Annotated in this window: 18 protein-coding genes; 13 read left to right on the top strand and 5 right to left on the bottom strand. The window is 55.4% G+C overall.

The window, feature by feature from the left end; genetic code table 11:
- Nucleotides 1–290: 290 nt before the first annotated feature.
- The 10 genes from ACR0DX_RS02870 (at nucleotide 291) to ACR0DX_RS02825 (ending at nucleotide 11631) form a co-directional block, all read left to right on the top strand.
- Nucleotides 291–1496 (top strand): aromatic ring-hydroxylating oxygenase subunit alpha, encoded by a 1206-nt coding sequence (locus ACR0DX_RS02870; RefSeq protein WP_170352661.1) that lies wholly within the window; start codon nucleotides 291–293, stop codon nucleotides 1494–1496.
- Nucleotides 1493–1756 (top strand): hypothetical protein, encoded by a 264-nt coding sequence (locus ACR0DX_RS02865; RefSeq protein ID WP_348540225.1) that lies wholly within the window; start codon nucleotides 1493–1495, stop codon nucleotides 1754–1756. The genes ACR0DX_RS02870 and ACR0DX_RS02865 overlap by 4 nt, the downstream gene beginning before the upstream one ends.
- A 127-nt stretch (nucleotides 1757–1883) precedes the next feature.
- On the top strand, nucleotides 1884–3113 hold the full coding sequence (locus ACR0DX_RS02860) for a flavin monoamine oxidase family protein (RefSeq protein WP_480845098.1): 1230 nt from the start codon (nucleotides 1884–1886) through the stop codon (nucleotides 3111–3113).
- A gap of 664 nt (nucleotides 3114–3777) precedes the next feature.
- A complete protein-coding gene (locus ACR0DX_RS02855) occupies nucleotides 3778–4554 on the top strand; it encodes a helix-turn-helix transcriptional regulator (RefSeq protein ID WP_480845096.1) in 777 nt (258 codons plus the stop codon).
- Nucleotides 4555–4668: 114 nt separating this feature from the next.
- A complete protein-coding gene (locus ACR0DX_RS02850) occupies nucleotides 4669–5730 on the top strand; it encodes an ABC transporter ATP-binding protein (RefSeq protein WP_170352658.1) in 1062 nt (353 codons plus the stop codon).
- A complete protein-coding gene (locus ACR0DX_RS02845) occupies nucleotides 5730–6686 on the top strand; it encodes an ABC transporter permease (protein ID WP_170352657.1) in 957 nt (318 codons plus the stop codon). Before ACR0DX_RS02850 ends, ACR0DX_RS02845 begins: the two co-directional genes overlap by 1 nt.
- Nucleotides 6679–7509: an ABC transporter permease gene (locus ACR0DX_RS02840; protein ID WP_170352656.1), complete on the top strand. Its 831-nt coding sequence runs from the start codon at nucleotides 6679–6681 to the stop codon at nucleotides 7507–7509. Before ACR0DX_RS02845 ends, ACR0DX_RS02840 begins: the two co-directional genes overlap by 8 nt.
- Before the next feature lie 50 nt (nucleotides 7510–7559).
- Nucleotides 7560–8591 (top strand): extracellular solute-binding protein, encoded by a 1032-nt coding sequence (locus ACR0DX_RS02835; RefSeq protein ID WP_170352655.1) that lies wholly within the window; start codon nucleotides 7560–7562, stop codon nucleotides 8589–8591.
- 108 nt (nucleotides 8592–8699) lie between these two features.
- Nucleotides 8700–9920 carry a serine hydrolase domain-containing protein gene (locus ACR0DX_RS02830; RefSeq protein ID WP_170352654.1) on the top strand — a complete coding sequence of 407 codons (1221 nt, stop codon included), beginning with the start codon at nucleotides 8700–8702 and terminating at the stop codon, nucleotides 9918–9920.
- Nucleotides 9921–9951: 31 nt separating this feature from the next.
- Nucleotides 9952–11631, top strand: coding sequence for an amidohydrolase (locus tag ACR0DX_RS02825; protein ID WP_170352653.1), 1680 nt, complete (start codon nucleotides 9952–9954; stop codon nucleotides 11629–11631).
- Between the two features lie 435 nt (nucleotides 11632–12066).
- Here the strand turns inward: ACR0DX_RS02825 and ACR0DX_RS02820 are convergent, their stop codons facing one another.
- On the bottom strand, nucleotides 12067–14109 hold the full coding sequence (locus ACR0DX_RS02820; RefSeq protein ID WP_480845092.1) for an amidohydrolase: 2043 nt from the start codon (nucleotides 14107–14109) through the stop codon (nucleotides 12067–12069).
- A gap of 336 nt (nucleotides 14110–14445) precedes the next feature.
- Between ACR0DX_RS02820 and ACR0DX_RS02815 the strand changes: the two genes are divergently transcribed.
- The 3 genes from ACR0DX_RS02815 (at nucleotide 14446) to ACR0DX_RS02805 (ending at nucleotide 17772) form a co-directional block, all read left to right on the top strand.
- Nucleotides 14446–14712, top strand: a complete 267-nt coding sequence (locus tag ACR0DX_RS02815) for a hypothetical protein (RefSeq protein WP_480845090.1) — start codon at nucleotides 14446–14448, stop codon at nucleotides 14710–14712.
- 370 nt (nucleotides 14713–15082) lie between these two features.
- Complete coding sequence (locus ACR0DX_RS02810; protein ID WP_170352651.1) at nucleotides 15083–16981, top strand: amidohydrolase family protein; 1899 nt, start codon at nucleotides 15083–15085, stop codon at nucleotides 16979–16981.
- Nucleotides 16978–17772 carry a DUF3299 domain-containing protein gene (locus ACR0DX_RS02805; RefSeq protein WP_170485422.1) on the top strand — a complete coding sequence of 265 codons (795 nt, stop codon included), beginning with the start codon at nucleotides 16978–16980 and terminating at the stop codon, nucleotides 17770–17772. The genes ACR0DX_RS02810 and ACR0DX_RS02805 overlap by 4 nt, the downstream gene beginning before the upstream one ends.
- A gap of 195 nt (nucleotides 17773–17967) precedes the next feature.
- Here the strand turns inward: ACR0DX_RS02805 and speB are convergent, their stop codons facing one another.
- The 4 genes from speB to ACR0DX_RS02785 all read right to left on the bottom strand — a co-directional run bounded on the left by speB (nucleotide 17968) and on the right by ACR0DX_RS02785 (nucleotide 22681).
- A complete protein-coding gene (gene speB / locus ACR0DX_RS02800; RefSeq protein ID WP_170352649.1) occupies nucleotides 17968–18948 on the bottom strand; it encodes an agmatinase in 981 nt (326 codons plus the stop codon).
- A gap of 449 nt (nucleotides 18949–19397) precedes the next feature.
- Nucleotides 19398–20876 carry a phage terminase large subunit gene (terL, locus tag ACR0DX_RS02795; protein WP_170352647.1) on the bottom strand — a complete coding sequence of 493 codons (1479 nt, stop codon included), beginning with the start codon at nucleotides 20874–20876 and terminating at the stop codon, nucleotides 19398–19400.
- Nucleotides 20863–21294, bottom strand: a complete 432-nt coding sequence (locus ACR0DX_RS02790; RefSeq protein ID WP_093964947.1) for a DUF5681 domain-containing protein — start codon at nucleotides 21292–21294, stop codon at nucleotides 20863–20865. Before ACR0DX_RS02790 ends, terL begins: the two co-directional genes overlap by 14 nt.
- Nucleotides 21287–22681 (bottom strand): site-specific DNA-methyltransferase, encoded by a 1395-nt coding sequence (locus ACR0DX_RS02785; protein WP_480845086.1) that lies wholly within the window; start codon nucleotides 22679–22681, stop codon nucleotides 21287–21289. Before ACR0DX_RS02785 ends, ACR0DX_RS02790 begins: the two co-directional genes overlap by 8 nt.
- Nucleotides 22682–22977 lie beyond the last annotated feature (296 nt).

The raw sequence follows: 22977 nt of genomic DNA, 5'->3' as shown, positions 1-22977 counted from the left end.
TGTCAAGCTTGGTTGAATGAATTTTGATCATATCTCTACGTATCACTGGTTTTGCACCTGATTTGAGCAGGTAAATCGAAAACCATCGACCAAGGAAACCTCACAGGCGTGACTAGCAGCACATTTCTGAATGATCATTCAGTCAGAAAAAGTTGACGAGCAAGTCAATTTAAGCGACACCTACACTCAGTCGAAGAGTGGCGGATCCAGCAAGGCCAAATTTTCACTCCTGGATACTGTCCCCATCTGAGACCCAAACTGACCAAACCAAAACTATGCGGGTTGTTCCGATGCGCGACGAAGTAAGAAACACAGAAATTCCTACCAATTGGGACCGTCGCGGGTTGCCCGGTTGGTGCTATCACAGCAATGCCCTTCTTGAACTTGAGAAGAGCGAACTTTTCAAAACGCATTGGCAAATCGCGTGCCATGTTTCGGATGTTCCGGAACCCGGTAATTTTCTATGTTTTGACATGTGCGGTGAGCGCGCCCTGATCTTGAAGGACAGCAACTCGGACATCCGCGCGTTTCTAAACGTTTGTCGTCACCGCGGTTCTCGGCTGGTCTCGAAAGAGCAAGGAAAATGTGCAAACGCTCTAGTCTGCCCATTTCACGGCTGGGTTTACAATCTTGATGGAACGCTACGCGGCGCCGCCCGTCCAGAGTCGTTCCCCGATCTAGACAAGCACGAGTTTGGCCTGAAAGAGATTGAAATGGAAATCTGGCAGGGTTTTGTCTTCGTCCGATTCAAACCTGGACCCCAGCCATCAGTAGCCGAACTGCTAGCCCCGATTGAACAGGAAGTCTCTGCCTACAAAATGGCCGAACATGTCCCGACGGACGGAATCTGGACCGAGGAGACTCCTGTAAACTGGAAATCGATCAGAGATGTCGACAACGAAGGGTATCATGTCCCGCTCGCGCACCCTGCCCTTCAGGATCTGTATGGCTCGACCTATTCAGACGAACCATATGTCGATGGTATCTCACGTTCTGACGGAAAATTCACTCCGACAAAGGGCCGGAGGTGGGCCGTTCGCAACTACAAGAAATTCACTAAACCACAGCCTCACCTGCCAGAACACTTGCACAAAACTTGGCTTTACTACGGCATTTTTCCAAATGCGGTCATAGCCGTCACACCTGAGACGACCCTCTTTTATCAAGAGTTTCCGATCACGACGGATAAATCCATTCTACGGAGCGCGACATACCGAAACCCGAACGAAGACCGCCAACAAAGAGCGGCACGCTACCTTGCCGCCCGGATTGATCGAGAGACAGTGGAAGAAGATATTCAGCTCACGATATGGTCCAACGAAGCGATGGCTTCGGAGGCGTTTGAAGGCTTCTATCTTTCTGATCTCGAGTACGGCGTGCGCTCTCATCATGACCATCTCAGGAACATTCTGCCAATCTACAACTCTGAATCAGCGCCTGGAGAAGATGAAGTTGCCGCGTTGAATGATGCGATGTCCGCTGAGCCGAAATCGTGACTAAAGGTATATTCAAAGTGGAGGAAGCAGAAGCTCAAACGCAGTTCCTGGTAACAGCCATCGGAAAACCTGGCTCTGGCGCCACAAGATATGCTGCCGCGATGTATTTTTTTAAGAGCGGCGAGCTTTCTGCCGAGATGCTGGAAATCTACCGAAGATGCAGCAAGCTTGACACGGAAGATCCGCTCGATCTGGCTAGATACGAGGGCGTTTCAATTCCAGAATTCGTTTGCAATCTAAACTCAAGAACCAATCAATGACTGCTTCCGCGCAAACGACAAAATCCTTGGATAACTCAAATCCTTGTAAATTCTCAAAATGTAAGGAAAGCGCAAACCCACTCCGAAAACCATCTCTCATGCCAATCTCATTTCTGGAGCGAAAGCATTGAAAGTTCACGACTTTGACGTCGTTGTCGTTGGCGCCGGAGCAGCAGGAATTGCAGCTACTCACGCTCTCAAATCCGCGGGACTCTCAGTAGTCTGCATCGAGGCATCCAACCGCGTCGGGGGGCGCACACACACGGACACGGAAATCTTTGGCGTCCCGTTCGACATGGGTGCGCACTGGATGCATACCGAACATGCAAACGCTCTGAAAGCTCCAGGTCTCGCACTCGGCCTTGATCTCTATGCAGCCCCAGACAACGCGGTGACATATGGCTTGGAGGATGACGCTGTTCTGTGGGACGAAGTCGACGAGCTTCATAGCGCGATCACTGAAGCGGCGCGCATCGATGCAGAAATTGAAGCAAGTACCGGAATTCCAACAGACCGGTCCTTGGCAGACATTTGGCAGAACAAAGGGCATTGGTCGTTCACGGCAGCGATGACATTTGCCTTGTCGATTGCCAGAGATTTGCCGGATACATCTCTGCGAGACATCAGTGCCTGGGAGGGCGGAGACGATTGGTTTTGTCGCGAAGGCTTCGGACACCTAATTGCATGCACTGCAAAGGGGCTGCCAATTAAATTGGCCACTCCGGTCACAGAAATAAAATCTCTCACTGAAGGGGTGCAGATAACTACGGCCACTGGCAAGATCAAAGCTCGAACCGTAATTGTTACAGTTTCCGTCGGCGTCCTAGCCGAAGACATCATCCACTTTGATCCCCCGCTAGAATCCGACCGACGCTCAGCGCTCGAGCTCATCACTATGGGAGACTACAATCACGCTGGCCTCCTTTTCCGCTCCGGAGCTTTGCCAGTGCAACCCGATACTTGGTTGACGTACCACTTAGAACCCGACGCCAACGGGGTAGCCCGCGGAGGCGGTTTTCTTTGCAACATCGCAAACACCGGCCTTACCAGCTTTGAAAGTTCTGGAAGCTTTTCCAGACTTTTGCAGGACGCGGGGCCTGAAAGCGCCATAGAGCACGCGCTCGAAACATTGGTTGGCTTTTTCGGCACAACAGTCAGAAAAGCCTTCATCAAAGGCCACGCTACCGCTTGGCGAAATGAACCCTATGTGCGTGGTTCTTACGCTGGAGCCAAGCCGGGAGGCCACAACAAACGCGCTGTCTTACGCCAGTCTCATGCTGAGCGGGTGCACTTCGCCGGTGAAGCTACACATCCTAACCAACAATGCTCGGTCAGCGGAGCCCACCTAGAAGGATAAAGGGCCGCGGAAGATGTGTTGGCGCAGCTACGCTGAACACCTGGCGATCAACTTGCTCCAGCAAGTGGAACAGTCTTAGAATTTCGAATGAACCTTTGACTATAAGTCACAAGGCCAAGTTCATCTTTCGCATGCTCCGCGACCAGTTCAGGGTAAGCTATCCGGTCACAGAAAGATGATAAGAAATTGAAAGTTTTGAAGAACAAAAGCTGACCATGTTTCAGCGGGGTGGCTCGATGGGGACCAGATACTCTCTGTCTTGAGCAGTTTTCCTGGATGTCCGCTAAAGAACGGAACCAGACTTTGTGTCGTAAAACGACTATGTCTGCTGTGCGGACAAAGCTGCCATCCATCGCCATTGATGCAATGTCCGCTTCCAGTCGAAACACTCAGCTATTCCTTGGATCAGAGTTCCTTTGCACAGACACGAAGTTACCCAGAATTGGCAAATCATCAGGTTCAAGTGCTGAAGCGATACAAGTGACAACTCAAAGTTACCTGGCCTCTTTGATCTTAGAAGACTTGTGCTGGAGCAGATTGCGGAATTGATCCAGCGAGCCGATGCGGAAAAGCTTTTCGAGGCAGATTTCAGTGTGAAAAGGTTGCCAAGTTAATTCCGACTGTCCACATTGGCTTGGAAACGCCCTATCGCTAGGTGGGATACTTGGGTAAGTCCGCACAACCAACGTACTCGGAAGACGTAGCTGGGGCTATTCGGGCCGTAGGGACGTCCAACTTTATGCCAGAGTTGTTGAACCTCATGCGCGGAGCAGCTTCGTTCAAGGGCGCGTTTGTCAGCCTTCTGAACCCAGGAAAAGCGCCCGAACATGTCTATGACAATGTACGTGCAGAACGCCGCTCGGTCGTTGTGGACCGATGGCTTGATCGCGCTTGGTTGCTGGACCCATTTGTTGTTCGTTTCATCGGTGAACGCCACGAACCGGTGATGGTGCTGAGAGATGTGGCGCCAGACAGGTTTGCCAACTCCGACTACTTTCGCATCTACTACAAGACCCTGTTTCTAAGAGATGAGATGGGGGTTTTCGTGACAATTGCCAACGGCACCTTGTTTCTTTCCCTCGGTCCCTCGGAGGGAAGAACCCGGTTCTCCCGGCGGAATGTCGAAAGGCTAACGGATCTACATCCAATAATATCGGCGCTTTGCGAGCAGCACTTTCATCGCACCCCCTCATCAGGCCAGTTCGAAGATAGCGAGGTCGATTTCGATGGGGTGATCGACAAGGTTTGCAAGGGTTTGACACAGCGGGAGATCGAGGTGGTGCAATCCCTTTTGCGCGGGCACTCGACGCGGTCGATAGCACTTTTGCTGGACGTTTCCCCTTCGACGATCAAAGTGCATCGCAAGAACATCTACCGAAAGCTGGGGATTTCTTCTCAATCTGCCCTGTTTTCGATGTTCCTGCATTCGACCAACGACTAGGCCTACCCCTTTGGGGGTACAAGTCACCCCGCCCTTTGGAGGTATTCACAGGTTCGGTCTCATGGCTCTAAGCTGATTCTGCATACCAACAAGTGCAGGTGTCTGGATCAGACCATGATCGACGTAAAGAATGTGACAAAACGCTTTGGCGAAGGCCAAGCGGCCGTAACGGCTCTGGGAGACGTGTCGCTGACCATTCCCGAAGGAAGCTTTTTCACGCTTTTGGGCCCGTCGGGTTGTGGCAAGACGACGCTTTTGCGATTGATCGCCGGGTTCGAGCTTCCGACCGAAGGCGAGATTACACTGGATGGCGAGTCGATCGGCCATTTGGCTCCAAACAATCGCCCCGTGAATACAGTGTTCCAGAACTATGCGCTGTTTCCCCACATGAGCGTGGCCCGCAACGTTGGGTTTGGCCTTGAGATGCTGAAGAGGCCCAAGGCCGAAATCGACAGCACCATCAACGAGATGCTGGATCTGGTCCAGCTCGGAGAGTTTGCAACGCGTCGTGTAGATCAGTTGTCAGGCGGGCAGCAGCAACGCGTGGCTTTGGCGCGCGCGCTGGCGCCGCGTCCCAAGGTTCTTCTTCTTGATGAGCCACTTTCTGCGCTGGACCTGAAACTTCGAAAAGGGATGCAGAGCGAGTTGAAGCGGCTGCAGCATGAGACAGGCATTACCTTTGTCTTTGTCACCCATGACCAAGGTGAAGCGCTGGCAATGTCGGACCAGATCGCAGTGATGTCGGCAGGTGCGATACGCCAAGTTGGCACACCGGAAGAGATCTACACAGCTCCACAAAGCAGGTTCGTCGCGGACTTTATTGGCGACACCAATATCGTGCATGCGACGTTGCTTGGCTTTGACGGGGATGCGGCAAAAATCCAATTTGGCGAGGGTTCACCACTCACGGTTCATACAGCCAGCACCTCGCTCACACCCGGCCCCGTGCATGTGGCTCTACGCCCTGAAACCATCCGCGTGGTTGATGAGAGTGCAGAGACGGCGCTCTTGCGAGGTGAGGTCGTAGACAGCATCTATTTCGGGGCCGGGTCACAGATGCTCGTGCTGTTGGAAGATGGCGTCAGCGTTCATGTCCAGGTTTCCACCCCACGCCCCGTCGGATCGCGGGTTGGCCTCGAATGTGACACCTCCATGCTGCACGTACTGGAAGACTGATGAGTGCCGCTGCACATATCTCGCGCACCGACGCCGAAACGAGATTGCGCGCGGCCCAAGAAGAACGCGCGCGTCAAAGGCGCAGAACGCGGCTCTTCCTGCTGACCCCAGCACTCGGGATCATTGGCATCTTTGGTCTGTTCCCGCTCTCGATTGCCCTGGTTTACTCGTTTCTTGAGCCCGGAACATACGGCGGCGTTGAATGGGTGTTCTCCTACGACGCCTACGTGCAGTTCCTTTTCGAGAGGGACATCTTTGATGATACGCTGAGCTTCAACAGCGCCTATCTGCAAATCTTCGGGCGCTCCTTTGGTCTCGCCATCACCACCATGATTGGCACCCTGATCCTCGGGTTTCCCGTGGCCTACTTCATTGCGGCCCGCCCTCCGGAGCAACGCAATTTCTGGCTCTTCGCCATCACGCTGCCGTTCTGGACCAACCTCTTGATCCGTACCTACTCGATGCTTTTGATCGTACGGGACGAGGGCTTTGTGAACCTGATGCTGATGAAGATCGGCCTGATCAGCGAACCGCTTGAGATGTTGTACACCGACGGCGCGGTACTTGCCGGGCTGGTCTACAGCTACCTGCCATTCATGATCCTCCCGATCTATGCCTCGCTCGAGAAGTTCGATTTTTCGCTGCTTGAGGCCGGACATGACCTCTATGCGACGCGTACGCAGGTTTTCCGCCACATCATCATCCCGATTACCCGCCCGGGCATCGTCGCAGGCTGCGTGCTGGTGCTGATCCCGGCGCTCGGGGCCTACATCACGCCGGAACTGTTGGGCGGTGGCAAGAAACTGATGATCGGCAACCTGATCGCCTTGCAATTCGGGTCGGGGCGCAATTGGCCCTTTGGGGCCGCGGCAGCGCTGATCCTGATGGCAGTTGTGTTGATCGCGCTCCTTGTCAGCCTGCGGGCAGGTGCTTCGAAGGAGGGTGGAAATGGATAAACTGCTGTCGATCTTCCGCCCGTCGACCGGGTCTCGCGAGTTGCGCAGGCAACCCCTGTTTACTGGCATGTCCTGGCTGGTTCTGTTGTTCCTCTACGCACCAATTGCCGTACTGGTCGTGTTCTCTTTCAACGACAACCGCTCTGTTGTGCGGTGGACCGAGTTCAGCTTGCGCTGGTACGCGGCAGCCTTGGAAAACGACGACATCCGGCGTTCGGCGATGATCTCTATTCAGGTTGCGCTCACGGCGACCGTGTTTTCCACCATCATTGCCACAATGGCAGCATTGGCAACAACGCGCGGGGGCGTCTATCGCGGTCGCTCTGCGGCCATCGCGCTCATAAACCAACCCCTGATGATCCCCGAGATTGTCACGGCGATTGCCACGCTGGCCTTCTTTTCGATCCTGCGCCAGCTCACGGGGGTAACCGGGATCGGCTGGCTGATCCTCGCCCACACGGTTTTCTGCGTGCCCTTTGCTTACATGCCGATCCGCGCACGTTTGTCAGATATGTCCGTGACCTATGAAGCCGCCGCTGCGGATTTGTACGCAACACCCTGGCAAACATTCCGCCATGTGACGCTGCCGCTCCTGATGCCCGGAGTCATGGCGGGCGCCATGCTGGCCTTTGTCGTATCGCTGGATGACGTGATCATCACGCTTCTGGTGGCCGGCCCGGGCGAGACCACTTTGCCTATCTACATCCTCGGCCAGATCCGTCGTGGCGTGACGCCAGAGGTCAACGCCGTCTCGACAATCCTGATCGGGCTGACCGTGGCCATGGTCACGTTCACCTTCTTTCTGCAACGCAAACGAAAATAACAAGAAGCCCGCGTCGGTGCGGGACGCTAACCACTCAACGGAGGACTAAAATGAAACTCTCACTACTCAAAGCCGCCGCTGTCTCAGCCCTCGCGCTTAGCGCAGCCTCGGCCCACGCCGAAGGCAAACTGAACATCTACAACTGGGGCAACTACACCAACCCCGAGATGATCGAGAAATTCGAAGCCCAATATGGCGTCGAAGTCACGCTGGATGGCTATGACAGCAATGAAACCATGTTGGCCAAGGTCAAGGAAGGCAACACCGGCTATGACGTCGTTGTGCCCGGCGACTACATGATTGCGATCATGGTTGGCGAAGGCCTGCTGGCCGAGATCAACGCGTCCGAAATGGAGAACTTCAAGAACATGGATCCGAACTGGGTCGATGTCTACTGGGATCCGGGTCGCAAGTATTCAGTTCCCTACCAGTGGGGCACCACCAGCTTTACAGTCGACAGCGCAGTCTACAGCGGCGACATCAACACGCTTGGTCTGATCTTTGATACTCCCGAAGAACTCAAAGGTCGCATCAACATGCTCAATGACATGAACGATGTGATCAACGCCGGCCTGCGTTACCTCGGATACCCGCGTTGCAACTCGAACCCCGATCAGATGAAAGAGCTGATGGCGCTTCTCGCCAAGGCCAAGGGCGACTGGCGCACGATGGATTATGCGGTGATCGAGAAGCTGACATCGAAAGACGTAGACCTGTCGCAAAGCTGGAATGGCGCTGCCATGCGCGCTCGGGCGGATCGCCCCTCGCTGCAATACGCCTATCCAAAAGAGGGTTTCACTGGCTGGATGGACAATGTTGCCGTTCTTGCCGATGCACCCAACATGGAAAACGCAAAGCTCTTTGTGAACTTCATGATGGACCCGGAGAACGCCGCGATGACCTCGAACTTCGCGCGCTATGCCAACGGTATCAAAGGGTCGGAGGCCTTTATGGACCCCGAGATGCTCAGCGCGCCTGAGATCGTCATGCCCGCCGATGCACCGATTCCGGACTTTGTGAAGCCCTGCGATCAGGATGTCGTTGACCTTTACAACAAGGTTTGGACCCGCCTGAAGCAATAAGGCTTGAAGTCTCCTGAATGACGGCCCGCCGTTGGCCGGGCCGTCACTTTCCGAAGTTTCTTACTCTGACTGCGACCCCTTTTTGGTCGCCCTGCGGGAGCGTGGAAAATGCACGACAGCAAATCCGGCACCAGGCCCAAGACGGCGCGTGAGATCGGCATCATGCAGGGCTTCCCGCCCCCGCCTGAGAAGCGTCCTTCGCTCGAGAACTGGGACCTTGCTCCGTTCAATCGCTGGACTTTCCAGAACATGCGAAGCCTGTTTCCTACGGTAGATGTGCGTCCAGGACCGGAGACCCGAGAATTGAAACAGGCCCACCGCGACCTGTTGGAAATCGAATTTCAAACTTTTGACGACCGCCCCCTTTCCGTCGCGGCCTGGCTCTCTGAAAGCTACACAGATGGTTTCCTGGTGCTGAAGGGTGACCAGATACTTACCGAGATTTACGCCAACGATTTCACTCCAGACGCTACGCATCTGGGCCAATCCGTCTCCAAATCCCTGATTGGATCTCTGGCCGGTGTGCTCCATGGAGAAGGCAAGCTCGACCTCACGGAACCGCTTGAAAACATCGTGCCGGAATTGGCCGCGACAGGCTATGCCGGATGCACCGTGGATCAGGCGCTTGATATGCAATCAGGGGTGCGTTTCACCGAGGATTACGGCCTTCCGGACAGCGACATGACCCGCGTCGATGTGGCGTCAGGCTGGCGCCCCGTTCGCAAGGGTGAAATCAAGCCAACCATTCGGGACGTTATTCTGACATTGCCTCAAGTCAGACCCCATGGGCAGGTGTTTTCTTACCGCTCGATCGAGACGGATGTCGTAGCCTGGGCCTTGGAACGCGTCAGCGGAGAAGACCTTGCTTCGCTCTTGTCGAGCCGTATCTGGCAAAAAATTGGCTGCGTGCATTCCGGCTTTTTCACAGTGGACGACGCCAAGACCGCGCTCGCGGACGGTGGGTTCAACGCAACGCTGCGCGATTATGCGCGGTTCGGTCGGATGATGGCCGATGGTGGCAAAGTTGGTGACCAACAAGTGGTGCCGGAAAGCTGGGTTTCGGGGATTTGTTCGGGTGCGGACCCCTCGAAACATGGTGATCCCTATGACGTGCTGTCTCCCCAAGGGGCATACCGAAGGTTCTGGTGGGTTCACGACCCCGGTCGGGGCGTGTTCATGGCGCGTGGAGTTTTTGGTCAACTGATCTTCATTGATCTGATGGCGGACGTCGTTATCGTCAAGCTGTCCAGCTGGCCCGACTATCTGATCCAGTCCTTTAGCCACGATGCCGTGCTCGCTTGCGAGGCCATCATTCGCGCGCTTGGTTAGTTCGAAACCCATCTCAGACACACGAGGCCGCATGTCGCCGACACCTGATCTGATTATCCTCAACGGCTCTCTTCTGACCTTTGACGAGGCCACACCAAAGGCTTCGGCATTGGCCATTCGGGGCGACACAATTGTGGCTGTCGGAGACACCGACGACATTCGCGCCATGGCTGGGGCCGGAACCAAAATCATCGACGCTGCCGGTGGCACAGTTATGCCCGGCTTTATTGACAGCCACGTGCACCTTTTTGGCGGGGCGGCCGAGTTGGGAATGCTGGACCTGCGCGAAACGATGGGCGCAGATGCTCTGACCAAGGCGTTGCGAACTTTTGCGGCTGAGCACCCAGAAGAACCTTTGCTGATGGGCGTTGCGGCCGATTACGAAATTCTTGGACCAGGCGTTAAAACCACTCGGCAATATTTGGATCGCATTCTGTCTGAGCGTCCCGTTGCGCTGATGTCGGCTGACCACCACACGGTCTGGGCGAACACAATTGCCTTGGAGAAGGCAGGCATTCTTCACGGCTCAGTTGTTCCCCCCGGTTCGGAAATCGTGATGGCTGGGGACGGCACCGCACAAGGTCAGCTGAATGAAACCGGTGCTTTTGGCCCGGTTCTGCGCCTGTCGCAACTGGGAGGACGTGATCTGCTGGGCTACGTCACAGGAGCGGATCCCGAGCCACCCGCAACGCCCAAAGAACGCGCCTTTGACAAAGAGGTCATCCTACGTGGCCTGAATCACTGTGCATCCCACGGGATTACGGGGCTGCACAACATGGATGGCAACTTTTATCAACTTGAACTGCTCAGCGAACTTGAGGCCGAGGGGCGCCTTCCGATCCGTGTTCAGGTGCCCATGCATTTGAAGAACACCGACCCTCTGGATCGGTTGCAAGAGGCCGATGAAATGCGCCGCCGTTTTGCGTCCAATATGGTTTGGTCAGGGCGGGTTAAGATGTTCATGGACGGCGTGCTGGACAGCTACACGGCGCTGATGCTTGCGCCTTATCCGGGAAAACCTAAGAGCCTCGGTGATGCCGTTTTCAGTGCGGAACACTTCAACGAAGCCTGTATTCGCGCTGATGCAATGGGGTTGCAACTCAGCACGCATGCCATTGGCGACGGTGCCGTTCGGCGTACGTTGGACGGTTACGAGGCAGCGCGCAACGCCAACGGCGCCCGAGATTCCCGACACCGCATTGAACATATTGAAGTAATAGACCCCGCGGACCTGCCCCGGCTGGTTGCCCTTGACGTCGTTGCCTCTCTTCAACCCCTGCACTCACCCGCAGGAGGATTGTTTTCCCCCTATTCCGCCGGAAATATTCTGACAGCGGAGCAAATCCCTTTTGCTTTTGCATGGAACAAGATCCGTGAGAGCGGCGCCAAAGTCTGTTTCTCGACGGATTGGCCAGTCGTCCCTGTCGACACAATGATGACGGTTGCCGGGGCCGTTAACTGCACTGAGCTGCCACCTCCTTGGCTGGACAACCGTCAAAGCCTTATGGCTACGCTGTCTGCCTATACGCATGACAATGCCTGGCTAGAGTTTAACGAGGACCGAAAGGGCCGCTTGAAGCCAGGATACCTGGCCGACATCGCCATCCTCGAACAGGATCTGTTTTCAATTGATAAAAACCAGTTGGCCCATGCGCGCATTGCGCTGACAATTTGCGGGGGAAGAATCTCTTTTGGAGATCTCCAAAGCTGATTCCGCCAGAGAGGCCATGAAAAGATTGTGTCAAAGTTTCGATGCTCCTCCTTTTCATCGTCGGTTGTCAGCCTTGGGCACCGCAATGCCGACATTGGCACACGGTGCAGCGTTCCGTATTTTGGGCTCGAGGCAGACGTTCGCTCACCTACGCTCAATGACTGCATTGCGGACTTTCCCGCCGTTCGCCTTGCGCCCCTATACGGCCGCTATCTGCGCATTGCGGTCGTTGGTCGAGCACCGCACTTCGCAAGCGCAGCACGATCTCAGACCCTCGTGAACGGCCCAGAGCCGCCGTTCGCTCACCAACCAAGATGCCGCAATTGCAGCCCGCATTCCCGACATTCGCTGCTTCAGCGAGATGCGAGCGGCATCCTGTGACCGCTCCGCGGATATTCCGGACACTTGATTATCCAATCTCTGCTTGGCTCCAATCTAAACTATGGAGGCCCATTCGGACACGACGGCCCACCCCAACGCATTGGTCCCACAACAGCTAACTGCCGAGATTTGCCCTGCCGCAGATGTCGTGCACGACTGCGATACGGGTGAAGCGCAACACGAGCATCCGGCAAGCATGCCCTTCTGCGCGATGCCTGACACATCAGCAAGCGCGTACAGCGGCTTTGTTGGTGGATTTGTCGTATCCCGTGGTGGAGATAGTGACGCGCGGTCTAGATCGAAGTCGTCTGATACAGGGAAAATGTCGCCCTCAAGCACGGTCCCCCAGATGCCGATGTCTTTGATCTTTTCCGCCTCTACCTCGAATGGGTCTTCTTCAAGGATGGTGAAGTTCGCGAACTTGCCGGGAGCAATGGAGCCAATCTCATCTTCCAATCGAAGAGATTGGGCCGCATCGATGGTCATAGCCCGCAGCGCGTCTTCGACCGACAGGCGGTGTTCCGGACCTGCAACGCGGCCAGATACTGTCGTCCGGTTCACACCAGCCCACACGAGAAACAGCGGCTCACCCGGAGCCATTGGCACGTCTGAGTGGAAAGAAATCGGGGTTCCATTGGCCTTGATTGGGCCAAGCGGCACGATGTCATCTGCACGGTCCGGGCCAAGTCCAAGCTCGCTATATCGATCTGACAGCGCGGTTACGTAGTATGGATTGCCGCTGACGATACAGCCCAGTTCAGCGATGCGTTTTGCTTGATCTTCTCTCGCATAACCGAAGTGGACCAGTGTCGTGCGGTGATCGGCTCGCGGCATCCGGCGCATGTTTCGCTCAACAGCGTCCAGGATCAAGTCCACGGCAAGGTCGCCGGTTTGATGAACATGCAACTGGTAGCCTGCCTCCCAGTAGGCATCGAAAACAGGATTGAACTCATCTGGTTGCATAATCCACTCGCCGTGGAAATCGCCGCCTACGTAGGGCTCCGAGACCTGCATAGCCAAACTGTAAACAGCGCCATCGGCGAAGAGTTTCACCTGCTTCGGCATGAAAGCCGTTTTGCCTTCACCCCAATCAAGTAGCTTTTCCGTCTCCTCGATCATCGTTCCGTTTTGGAGGTGCAAGGCAGCCAGAGATTTCCCGTCGGGTATGAAATAGGTCCTGAGCGGTGCGTCAGGCCCGGAAAAGACGGCGTTGGTTGCTTCTTGAAGTGGACGTGACAGCACGCCTCCCGGTTCCGCAGCAACCGTGACGCCTGCACGGTGCATATACTCGCGCGCCAGCCTGAGACCAGCGCCCAGACGCTCTGGTGTTGAAAGCACCGGTGCAACTGCGGGAAGAACGGCAAACATGCCCGCCTCGAAGAAATACCCGTCTTCAAAGCTCGACTGCTCAAGCGCAAGCCCCGCAAAGCCATTTACGAAGTCTTCGGTGATGCCCAGAAACTCCAATGCGGGCGTGTTCAAGATAAGTTCGTGTGCAGATCGGTGGACTATGATGATTGGGCGTGTGCTGCTGATCTCGTCGAGTTGTGCACGCCTGATCTCGCCATGAAAAAAGTGGTGGTATCCCCATGTCAGTAACAAGGCGTCGGGATCATCCATTGCCGCTTCAGCGGCTTGCAAGCGAGACTTATAATCCGCTTCATCCTCGGCGGCCTTCGAAAAGCCAGTCGGAATATTCCAATCCTCAATCGATATGATCTCGGAGGTCAGGGTCAATCCGGCGAGGAAAGGGTGCACATGCTGGTCGATCAAACCGGCAATGATCACCTTGTCAAAAAACCGTTCGTCCAGCCGAAACGGCTGCGAACCAATCCGATTAACGATTGCATCGCGCGATCCCGCGGCCAGAATACGGTCTCCGACCACGGCGACCGCGTTGATTGCTGGGTCGTTGTCCTCCATGGTGATGACGCGCTGCGCTGTGTAAACAGTGATTTCGGGCAGCGTCTGAAGCTGGCTTCCAAAATCCTGCAATGACGAGGCCGCATGAGTTGAGGTGGCATGAGAAATCGCGATCATTGACGCGCTGCCGAGGATGGTCATTGCGGTGCGGCGGGTAACGTTCAGTTTGGTCATGGCTCTTAATGCTCAGTAAGGCGAAATTTGCCTGAGCCTAGCATCGAGATGATCTTAGGTGGAAAGGAAAACTGCTGCCGATATCGAATTGAGCGCTAAGTTTCCCAAGCAAAATGATGCTATGATTTAGCGACTGACCTCGACCGCTTTGGGCTCCTAGCAGACTTCGGACGCAGCGCGGCGTTCTTAAACATAGGTAGCCAATCTTCCGTCACTCACGGCCCATTCCTGTCTTTCGTAGTCAGGTCAAAATGCTGCGTCCGCAAACCGCTTTACGGACATTGGCTTCCTTGATCAGTTTTTCTATCTTCTGCGGCAGGCCAACGAGGTATTCAGATGGAACGCGAACCTAATCTTGTCATTTCTAGCGCTTCGCAGCGCATCGTTAAGGATGGGGTGCCATTCAAGGTGGACATCTACAAACTCGAAGGCGGAGACGGGTGGTCGCTGGAGGTTGTGACTGAAGACGGGACATCCATCGTCTGGGACGATCTCTTTGACGACGACCAGGATGCGCTAGAGGAAGCAGTCACCACAATTCGCCGAGAAGGTGCAGTGGCATTTGTCAATGGCGAGTCAAACGTCATTCCATTCAAGAACTAAGCCAGACACGAGCGGCCCAAAGCCGACATCCAGCCGTCTACAGGGATGCTGTACCGCGGCTCAGCAATGCTGCCGTTCGCCGCATATGCACGATACCATGCCGGATCGACAGTACGTAAGTGATCAAAATGGTAGTGCCTGCAATGGTCAGTAGGGCGCCGTCTACAAGTTGCGGGTGAGATCGAGAAAGACCGGGCCGTTCGGTTTGAAACTTCGATCTCCCGCCGTAAGTATAGGCCGTTTTGCTACAACAAAACTGATGTTGTTCAAGCACTGCGATTAATTAGGCAGGTGCAACGGTGTGATGCGCTTTATCAGGTTGCCAAAGATGTAGAGCCAGATCCTGCGTCCATTTTGTTGAAAAGTTGATATGACGCTCGTTGTGGTCTTTTGCCAACCTCCAAACAGTCAGCATTTAGGGAATCACTTGAAAATGAAATCAGGATACAGCGCGCTCGCGCTAGCTATTTTGCTCGCAGGCTCGCCGCTACTTGCTCAGCAAGCCGACACCGTTTTCCTGAGTGAAAACATCATCACGTCAAACCCCGAGTTGCCACTGGCGCAATCCGTGGCGGTTGCGGGAAACACGATCATTTGTGTACGCACTGATGACAGTTGCCGCGAGTTGGCAGGCGATGGCACCCAGATCGTGGATGCGGGCACAAATACCGTTATGGCTGGTATCATCGACACTCACTTGCACACACGCATCTTTGGGCAGACGCATTTCGTCATGCTCAACCTGTTCGGTTACAACGATGCGTCGCGTGAGGAGGTTGTCGAAGTAATCCGGGAGTACGCGGCGACGCTCGGGCCAGATGAGTGGGTGATCGGCGGCGGTTGGTCCGACGCGCATTTTCAGAATCCCACCAAGGAAGAACTGGACGAAATCGTTGGTGGACGCCCTGCATTGATCTCCGACAATACGCAACATAACGGCTGGTATTCGACGAAAGCTCTGGAATACCTCGGGATCACTGCCGATTGGGAGCCACCGAAAGGCGGCTACATGCCTTTGAATGACGCTGGCGATGAACCTTCCGGACTTTTGCAGGAGAAAGCTCACCTTTCGACAGGGTTTGTCGAACAGCACAAACTCTATTCTTTTGAGAAACAGGAGGAAGCGATTATTGGTGCCGCTCGCGTGCTCAACGCGGTCGGGGTCACCGGTGCAACGGAAGCTGCCGCCGGGTCCAAGGAGGGGGCAGATGACGTCTACGTCCGTTTGGCGCAAAAAGGAGAACTAACACTCAGGCACGAATTAGCCATGGTGTTCTGGGGCACCGGCACGCCAGAGGGCGATACCGCAATGATCGAACAATTAGAGATACGGCGGGCCGCAGTCGAGGATGCGGGCGTTGATCCCAGTATTCTCCATGCGAACACTGTGAAGTTCGCTATTGATGGAACACCGGGGCGTTTTGCCTATATGGAAGGCCCGTATCTGGACGGCACACGGCCGGATATGAACTTTCGACCAGACAACCTTGCAGAGATTTTCGACGCACTAACAGAGCGTGATTTTACCTTGATGCTGCACGTTGAAGGGAACGCGGGGATCCGCCGCTCGCTCGACGCGCTGGAATTTGCACATGAAACCGGCGAGCCCCTTCGCGACGACATCCCTCAGATTTTCACGCATGTTGACCATTTGTCTATCGACAACGCTCGTCGCATGTCTCGGCTCGGGGTTTCCGGGCAGCTTCAACTTCACTGGGCTGATCCCACCGAGGAGTACTTTCGTAATGTGACCAGTCAGAACCTGCCAAAAGAGGTGCTGGAGCGTATGTACCAGTTCAAACTCGTGACCGAGTTCATGGAGTATGGATTTGGACCTGACGCGCCGACGTCTCCTGTGTTTTCGCCGTGGGAAGGAATGGAGATCGGCATGACACGACAGGCTATGGGAACACCCGGCGGTCTTGTCATGCCCGGTGAACCATTGACCTTTGAAGAGGTTATCCATGGCTCGACCCTGGGTAGTGCACGCCTTCAGGATCGGGGCGATGTGTTGGGGAGTCTCGAGGAAGGCAAGATTGCAGACATCATCGTGCTCGACCGAGATATTCGCAGACAGGCCGAAGAGAACGTTTTTGAATTTCACAAGACTGAAGTGCTGCAAACCTATTTTGGCGGCGAACTGGTCTACGATATTGATCGCGACGGCGAACCGGACAAACTATTGACCGAGCCGGAGTGGGAAGAAGGCGACGACGAGAAACTGCGCCGAGGCGTCGCAGTTACTAGCGTGAGAGTGTCTGAGGGATGACGAGTCCGCTGTCAGCTTTTGCGATTGGCGCTCTGTTTGGTCTGATATCTCTCCCGGTTGCGGCACAAAGCATTGAGAGCGCATGGCAGCGCGCGATTGCGGGCCAGCAACCCGGTGGTATGCCGTTTGATCCGCTTGCAGCTCCGCTTGATTTGACCCGAACGCCAGTCAGTGTAGCGCCGCAAAACATGTCGACAGGTACGCGTGTGATTGGCTGGCAGGATCTGCTACCAGTGCATGTCTCCAGCGAAACGCCCTTTGCCGACATGCGACCGTTTCTGCGCGACGCCATGCGCATCCACGTCGAATGGCGCACGTCGACACCGCGCGAACGGGAAGATATGGCACTATTTGAACGCCACGAAGCTGCTCTTACACTCCTCTCAATGCATCAAGTTGACGTAGACGGCCTGATGAGAGAGCGGCGGAACATCATCGCTCAGAATGGCAAAGCAAGGCGCGCACCCAACCAGAACATTCTCGGACAATCTATACGGCTTGCCGGTTACGTTGTCCCGCTCGCCTTCGAAGAGAAAAAGGTGACAGAATTCCTGTTTGTGCCAGTTGCAGGTGCCTGCGTTCACACGCCAACACCGCCTCCAAACCAGATTGTCCATGTGGACTATCCAAAGGGTGTTGCCTTCAGCTCAATCTTCGAAGCTTTCTGGATCGAAGGAGAATTGAACGCCGAGGATACACGGCGCGACGTCGTCTTTTTTGATGGCGCTGCAAACATTGAGGCGCAATATAGCCTGAAAGCAAAGACCGTAGAGGTCTACAATTCTTGGTGAAATCAATCGTCAGCCATGATTGATGCTTGAGCCATTTGATAGAGAGAATGTCCAAACGAACTTATGGATCCGTTGCCCCTTACCGGACATTTGAGCTCGAATAGACAGAAGGGCGCAATCTGCGGACGGCCTATTGGGGCCAAGCCGCACGCAGCTATTCTCCACTTGTGAGACAAGCAACAGACGATTTATTGGCTATTCTGAAACGGCCCGAGCTCCTCTGGCCCAGGCTTTCAGGCAAAGAAGTTCTGCGGCGATCATTGCGGCTGCGTTGGAGGTCATCTCCGCATGATCAAACGGGGGGGAGACTTCGACCACATCCATGCCGACTGGATCGAGCCCCTTCATGGCCCGGATTATGGCGAGCGCTTGGTAGCTGGTAAGCCCGCCCGGGACCGGTGTGCCCGTCCCGGGAGCAGTGGACGGATCGAGGCAGTCTATGTCGAAGGTCAGGTAGGTCGGACCATCCCCAGCGGTGGACAAAATGGTTGCGGCAATCTCTTCAGCTGGAGCAGCATGTACGGCGTCTGCATGCAAGATTTTCATGCCATAGGTCTCTTCGCCCTCGAAACAGGTGCGGATGCCCACCTGAACGGTCCGTTGCGGATCTATGATGCCCTCGCGAACCGCTAGGTTGAACATACTGCCGTGATCCATGCGTCCACCCTCGTCGGGCTCGACGTCCCGATGGGCATCAAACTGGATGAGACCGATTGGGCCGTACTTCTCAGCATAGGACTTAAGTACCGGATAGGTGATGAAATGATCGCCGCCCAGAACAAGGCTGGCCGTTCCTCCCGAGATTATCTCCGATATGTGGCGCTCTATGGCCAACGGGACGTCTTGGGGCACGCCCCAGTCGAAAACGCAATCACCGTAATCGATTGCTGCAAGCGTATCGAATGGATCAAACCGCCAGGGCCAAATTGGGCCCCAGGCATGTTGAGCGCTTGCCTTGCGAATTGCCTCTGGGCCAAAGCGGGTTCCAGGACGGTTACTCACAGAAAGATCAAAGGGAACTCCGGTGATCGCTACATCCGCCCCCTCAAGATCCTTTGTGTATTTGCGGCGCATAAAACTCAGAGCGCCGGAATAACTGGGCTCAATCTGTGAACCTTTGAGTGCGCCACGGGTAAAGGCGGCATCGATGCCATAGGATTTAAGGTCTGTAGCCATGGTGTTTTGGTCAGTTTCTTGTGATAGGTTTCATGGCTTTTTCTATTCTCATTATCGGCTGGATGCTATCTGGTGATCTTGATCTTGCAGCCGATTTTCGGCGGCGCAGTGATTATCTTAGTTGCAAAATCAATCGAATGTCAGCTTTCGGCAGAGGTCCTTGCCTATTTTGCGGACACAACGAAAGTCAGCTTTCCGCCCATCTTGACCGCCTTGGTTTCTGCGAACTCTGACTTCTCGTGCCCGCAGCGAAGGTCCGTAAGGTCGGCATTCTGCCCGTTCGTGACAAAAGCTGCATCGGTCGGGAAGGGCTCAAAGCCGTCATCCGACGGCATTAGCGATTAGACCGGTTTGTGGTTGCGAGCGGTCATTGGGGCCGCTCTCAGGATTGGTCCGACATCGGCCCTCCCAGTACTATTCAACGAGTTTTCAAGCTCAACTCCGAGATCCTACCGTCGCCTGACCCTCTCTCGATTACGCTCCCGACGTTCGATGTTGATCCGGTGGTCGCGGCCCAATGCCCGGTAGAAGCCCGGTCCCTTGGACCAGTTCAGAAAGTGGGCAAAGCTGTCGACCTGATCGTCGTTGCGTCCGCGTGGAAAGGACTGAAGCTCCCGTTTGAATACCGGCAGCCAGGGTGCATCTGCAGGCAGATAAACCTTGCCCTCTTCGACAGGACCGCAAGCGGACTGGAACCGGGTTTCCTTGTCCTTGTCGGGTTTAATGCGTTCGTAGCGCCGACGGTCATCACGAAACAATTCGTCCAAAAGAGGTTTGCCGGAGGCCGCATCTTCGATCAGGACACGATCGGGATCCCAACGGCCGACAAGTTGCAGTGCCTTGGCTTTCAGGTCTGGGTAGTCTACCTGCCCGCGCCAGACGTCGATAAGATGCCACGCATTTTCGCGGAACCCCCAGGTTGTACAGACAGAGAAATCAGACCGGGGGTCTGCCGACATGCCCGTATCCCAGCTCTGAACCACCAGTTGGAACCAGCGGCGATCTTCGATGGTCTCGTAGGTGCCAAACCACTCCCAGCGCAAGGGCGACCCGTCGGGAGCAATGGGGTTCTGCTGATACTGGCAATTGAACACGGCCGCGCCCATTTCGCGACGCTTGGTATCCAGCGTTTGCTGATCCAAACGGGACGGGCACAGGAGATCACCCGGTTTGCGGCGCATGACCCTTCCACGCCCAAGAGGAACCACCTCATGGCCTTCTGCGATGGCAGGCAGATTCAGATGCCGGTAGGTCCCGCGTTCGAGCAGATAACCCGGCGGATCCATCTCGTGCAACCGTTGCGCAACCATAACCACACGCCCTTCGGCCGGATTGTCGAAGCGCGACAACAAGGTCCCCTCAATGAACTCCTGCGCCTTGACCAGCTCGGCTTCGGAGCCGGCATCTCCGGCTTTCAGCAGGTCATCGATGATGATGTAATCGGCGCCATGACCGGTGACAGAACTTCCAATGGAGACAGCCTTACGGCTGCCTCCCTTTGTGGTGCGGATTTCTTCTGAGGTGTTGCCCTTTTTAGCCAAGACCGTTTCAGGGAACATTTCCCGGTACCAGCGCGCAGACATGATCCGACGACAATCTTCGGAATGTTTGCGCGCCAGATCCAACCCATAGCTGGCAACGATGATCTTGGCGCTGGGGTTATGACCGAGAAGATAAGCGACATATGCAACGGCCACGGTGACCGATTTCAGGCAACGTGGCGGGATGTTGATGATCAGTCGCTTGTTTTCGCCTCGACGGACATTGTCCAACTCATGGCACATGGCCCGCACATGCCAGGCCGGATCAAAGCTGCGGTCAGTTCCCTGGTGCAGCGTGCCAAACACACGCCAAACGAAGGGAAAGAAATTGTCCCGGCAAACCTCGCGAGCGGCTTGCACGACGATTTTTGGATCAGGAGTCGTCATCTTCCGCCTCCTCGTTTTCCAGATCACCGTCACCGTCCAGTTGGCTGGAAAAGAAATCCCGGAGGATGTCGTAGTCGACAGCGTCGGGCTCAACCGTACGGACGCTTTCTTGCGCGTCCAATTCACTTGCGTTGAACAGATCTGTGTCCAGCTTAAGCAGCGCCATCAACAATTTCGTGTCGCCCTTCAACGCGCCTGCCGTGAACCGCTTGGCAATTGCCTCAGCCTTGGAAATCCGGATTTCGTGGCTGCCTTCGCGAACCGTAATCTTGGTTTCCAATTCACGTTTCAAGCTGGCATTCACCCCCTTGGCACCTTTCGGCCGCCCTTTCGGATTGCCGGATCGGCCTTTTTTGAATTGGGTCGCTTTGGGCGGTTTGCCGTAGCCGACCTCATACTCTTTCGTATCGTCAGACATGACCCACCTCCTGTTGTGAAGTGGTATCGTTGGCCGCAAAACGCGCATCGAACGTCTGGCCTGTTACCGCGTGCACGGCGCTATCACCGGTCATCTCCTGCCAACGGCGGATGGCCACATCGACATAAGCCGGGTCGAGCTCAATAAGCCGCGCTTGGCGCCCGGTTTTCTCAGCTGCCAGCAGAGTCGCGCCGGACCCGCCAAAGGCGTCCAGCACGACATCGCCGCGGTGGCTCACATCCATGATGGCATCTGCAACCAGAGCTGTCGGCTTCACCGTGGGATGATCCGCGAGATCCGCCTCGCGCCCTGCCCCAAAGCTGTTCACACCGGCGTAATCCCAGACGTTGGTCCGGTTGCGCCCGTGCTTGCCCAATTCGACATTATTGATATGCGGCGCACCGGGCTTCTTGAAGATGCAAACCAGCTCGTGCTTCGAGCGATAAAGGCTGCCCATGCCTCCGTTCGTCTTATTCCAGACGCAGAGATTGATGAGGTCCAATCCAGCTGCCTTGCCCACTACAATCAGTTCTTCGATGTGACGCCAGTCCATGCAGATCATCGCAATGCCTCCGTCGGGCAAGCAGTGAAACAGCCGGTTGATCACGTCTGAGAGAAAGCTGCGGAACTCGCTATCCGACATTTCTCCCGACGCCATGGCAAACTCGCGGTGTTCGGCGCTATTGCCGGACCGCACATGCCCATTGACCGGTACGTTATAGGGAGGATCAGTGAACACCATCTGCGGGCTCTCGCCTTTCAACAAGGTGTCGTAGATCTGGGCTTGCAGGGCATCCCCGCAGAAGATGCGATGATCTCCAAGAACCCAGAGGTCACCCGGCTCCGTGACTACGGGTGCCGCAGGGTTCGGCGTATCAACAGATTCCGCTTCAGTCTCCGTGGCCTCGCCCGTGCCGTCGATGATGATGTCGATCTCCGGTGTTTCGAACCCTGTGATGTCCAGATCAAAGTTCAACTCGCCATCAAGGCTGAGATCCATCAGCTCGGCAAATTCGATCTGCAGGGCCGCCTCATTCCAGTCGGACAATTCTGCCAGCTTGTTATCCGCAATACGCAGAGCGCGCACTTCCCCGTCTGACAAGTGATCCGCGACAACAGTCGGCACGGACATCAACCCCAGGGCCTTGGCGGCTTCATAGCGGCCATGACCCGCGATGATTGTGCCCGAACCATCCAACAGGATCGGAGTGACAAAGCCAAACTGGGCCACCGATGCTTTCAGTTTGTCGACATTCTTGGCCGCGTGCACGCGGTTGTTGTTGGCGTAGGGCTTGATCTGGCTGATCTTCAATTGGATGACTTTCTCCGCCATCCAGATCGGCGTATTGGACGCCAGAGCGTCACTTAGTGTTTTGTTGGCAGGCATAACCGCCTCCTTTTGCGTGACGCCGCGCGGACGTCGAGATGGAGGGATCGCGTTGGAAAATCGGAGAGAGCACAAATCGCAACTCCCCGGACCAATCGATCCGAGACGTTGCTCCTTTGAATGCTCTCTGCGGAAACCTGTGTTTCCAATGAGTGCTGCCTGCGGGAGCAGTTTCCCGCCCTGATAGTCCGGGCGATTAGGTCGAATGTAGGTGCCATCAATACGAGACGCAACCCCCCAAACTAAAAGTAACCAATTAAGATTGTTGACGAATAATCGGGGGTACGGCAGCGTCG

The organism is Ruegeria sp. D3 (assembly GCF_056534465.1).
Note: the sequence above shows the minus strand (reverse complement) of the source record. Positions and strands in the feature narration are given on the sequence as shown.

Coding starts and splice junctions, on each gene's coding strand:
- terL (WP_170352647.1), bottom strand. CDS start 20,876: ATGACGACTCCTGATCCAAAAATCGTCGTGCAAGCCGCTCGCGAGGTT.
- ACR0DX_RS02805 (WP_170485422.1), top strand. CDS start 16,978: ATGACGAGTCCGCTGTCAGCTTTTGCGATTGGCGCTCTGTTTGGTCTG.
- ACR0DX_RS02785 (WP_480845086.1), bottom strand. CDS start 22,681: ATGCCTGCCAACAAAACACTAAGTGACGCTCTGGCGTCCAATACGCCG.
- ACR0DX_RS02850 (WP_170352658.1), top strand. CDS start 4,669: ATGATCGACGTAAAGAATGTGACAAAACGCTTTGGCGAAGGCCAAGCG.
- ACR0DX_RS02790 (WP_093964947.1), bottom strand. CDS start 21,294: ATGTCTGACGATACGAAAGAGTATGAGGTCGGCTACGGCAAACCGCCC.
- ACR0DX_RS02840 (WP_170352656.1), top strand. CDS start 6,679: ATGGATAAACTGCTGTCGATCTTCCGCCCGTCGACCGGGTCTCGCGAG.
- ACR0DX_RS02815 (WP_480845090.1), top strand. CDS start 14,446: ATGGAACGCGAACCTAATCTTGTCATTTCTAGCGCTTCGCAGCGCATC.
- ACR0DX_RS02820 (WP_480845092.1), bottom strand. CDS start 14,109: ATGACCAAACTGAACGTTACCCGCCGCACCGCAATGACCATCCTCGGC.
- ACR0DX_RS02870 (WP_170352661.1), top strand. CDS start 291: ATGCGCGACGAAGTAAGAAACACAGAAATTCCTACCAATTGGGACCGT.
- ACR0DX_RS02825 (WP_170352653.1), top strand. CDS start 9,952: ATGTCGCCGACACCTGATCTGATTATCCTCAACGGCTCTCTTCTGACC.
- ACR0DX_RS02830 (WP_170352654.1), top strand. CDS start 8,700: ATGCACGACAGCAAATCCGGCACCAGGCCCAAGACGGCGCGTGAGATC.
- ACR0DX_RS02835 (WP_170352655.1), top strand. CDS start 7,560: ATGAAACTCTCACTACTCAAAGCCGCCGCTGTCTCAGCCCTCGCGCTT.
- speB (WP_170352649.1), bottom strand. CDS start 18,948: ATGGCTACAGACCTTAAATCCTATGGCATCGATGCCGCCTTTACCCGT.
- ACR0DX_RS02845 (WP_170352657.1), top strand. CDS start 5,730: ATGAGTGCCGCTGCACATATCTCGCGCACCGACGCCGAAACGAGATTG.
- ACR0DX_RS02810 (WP_170352651.1), top strand. CDS start 15,083: ATGACGCTCGTTGTGGTCTTTTGCCAACCTCCAAACAGTCAGCATTTA.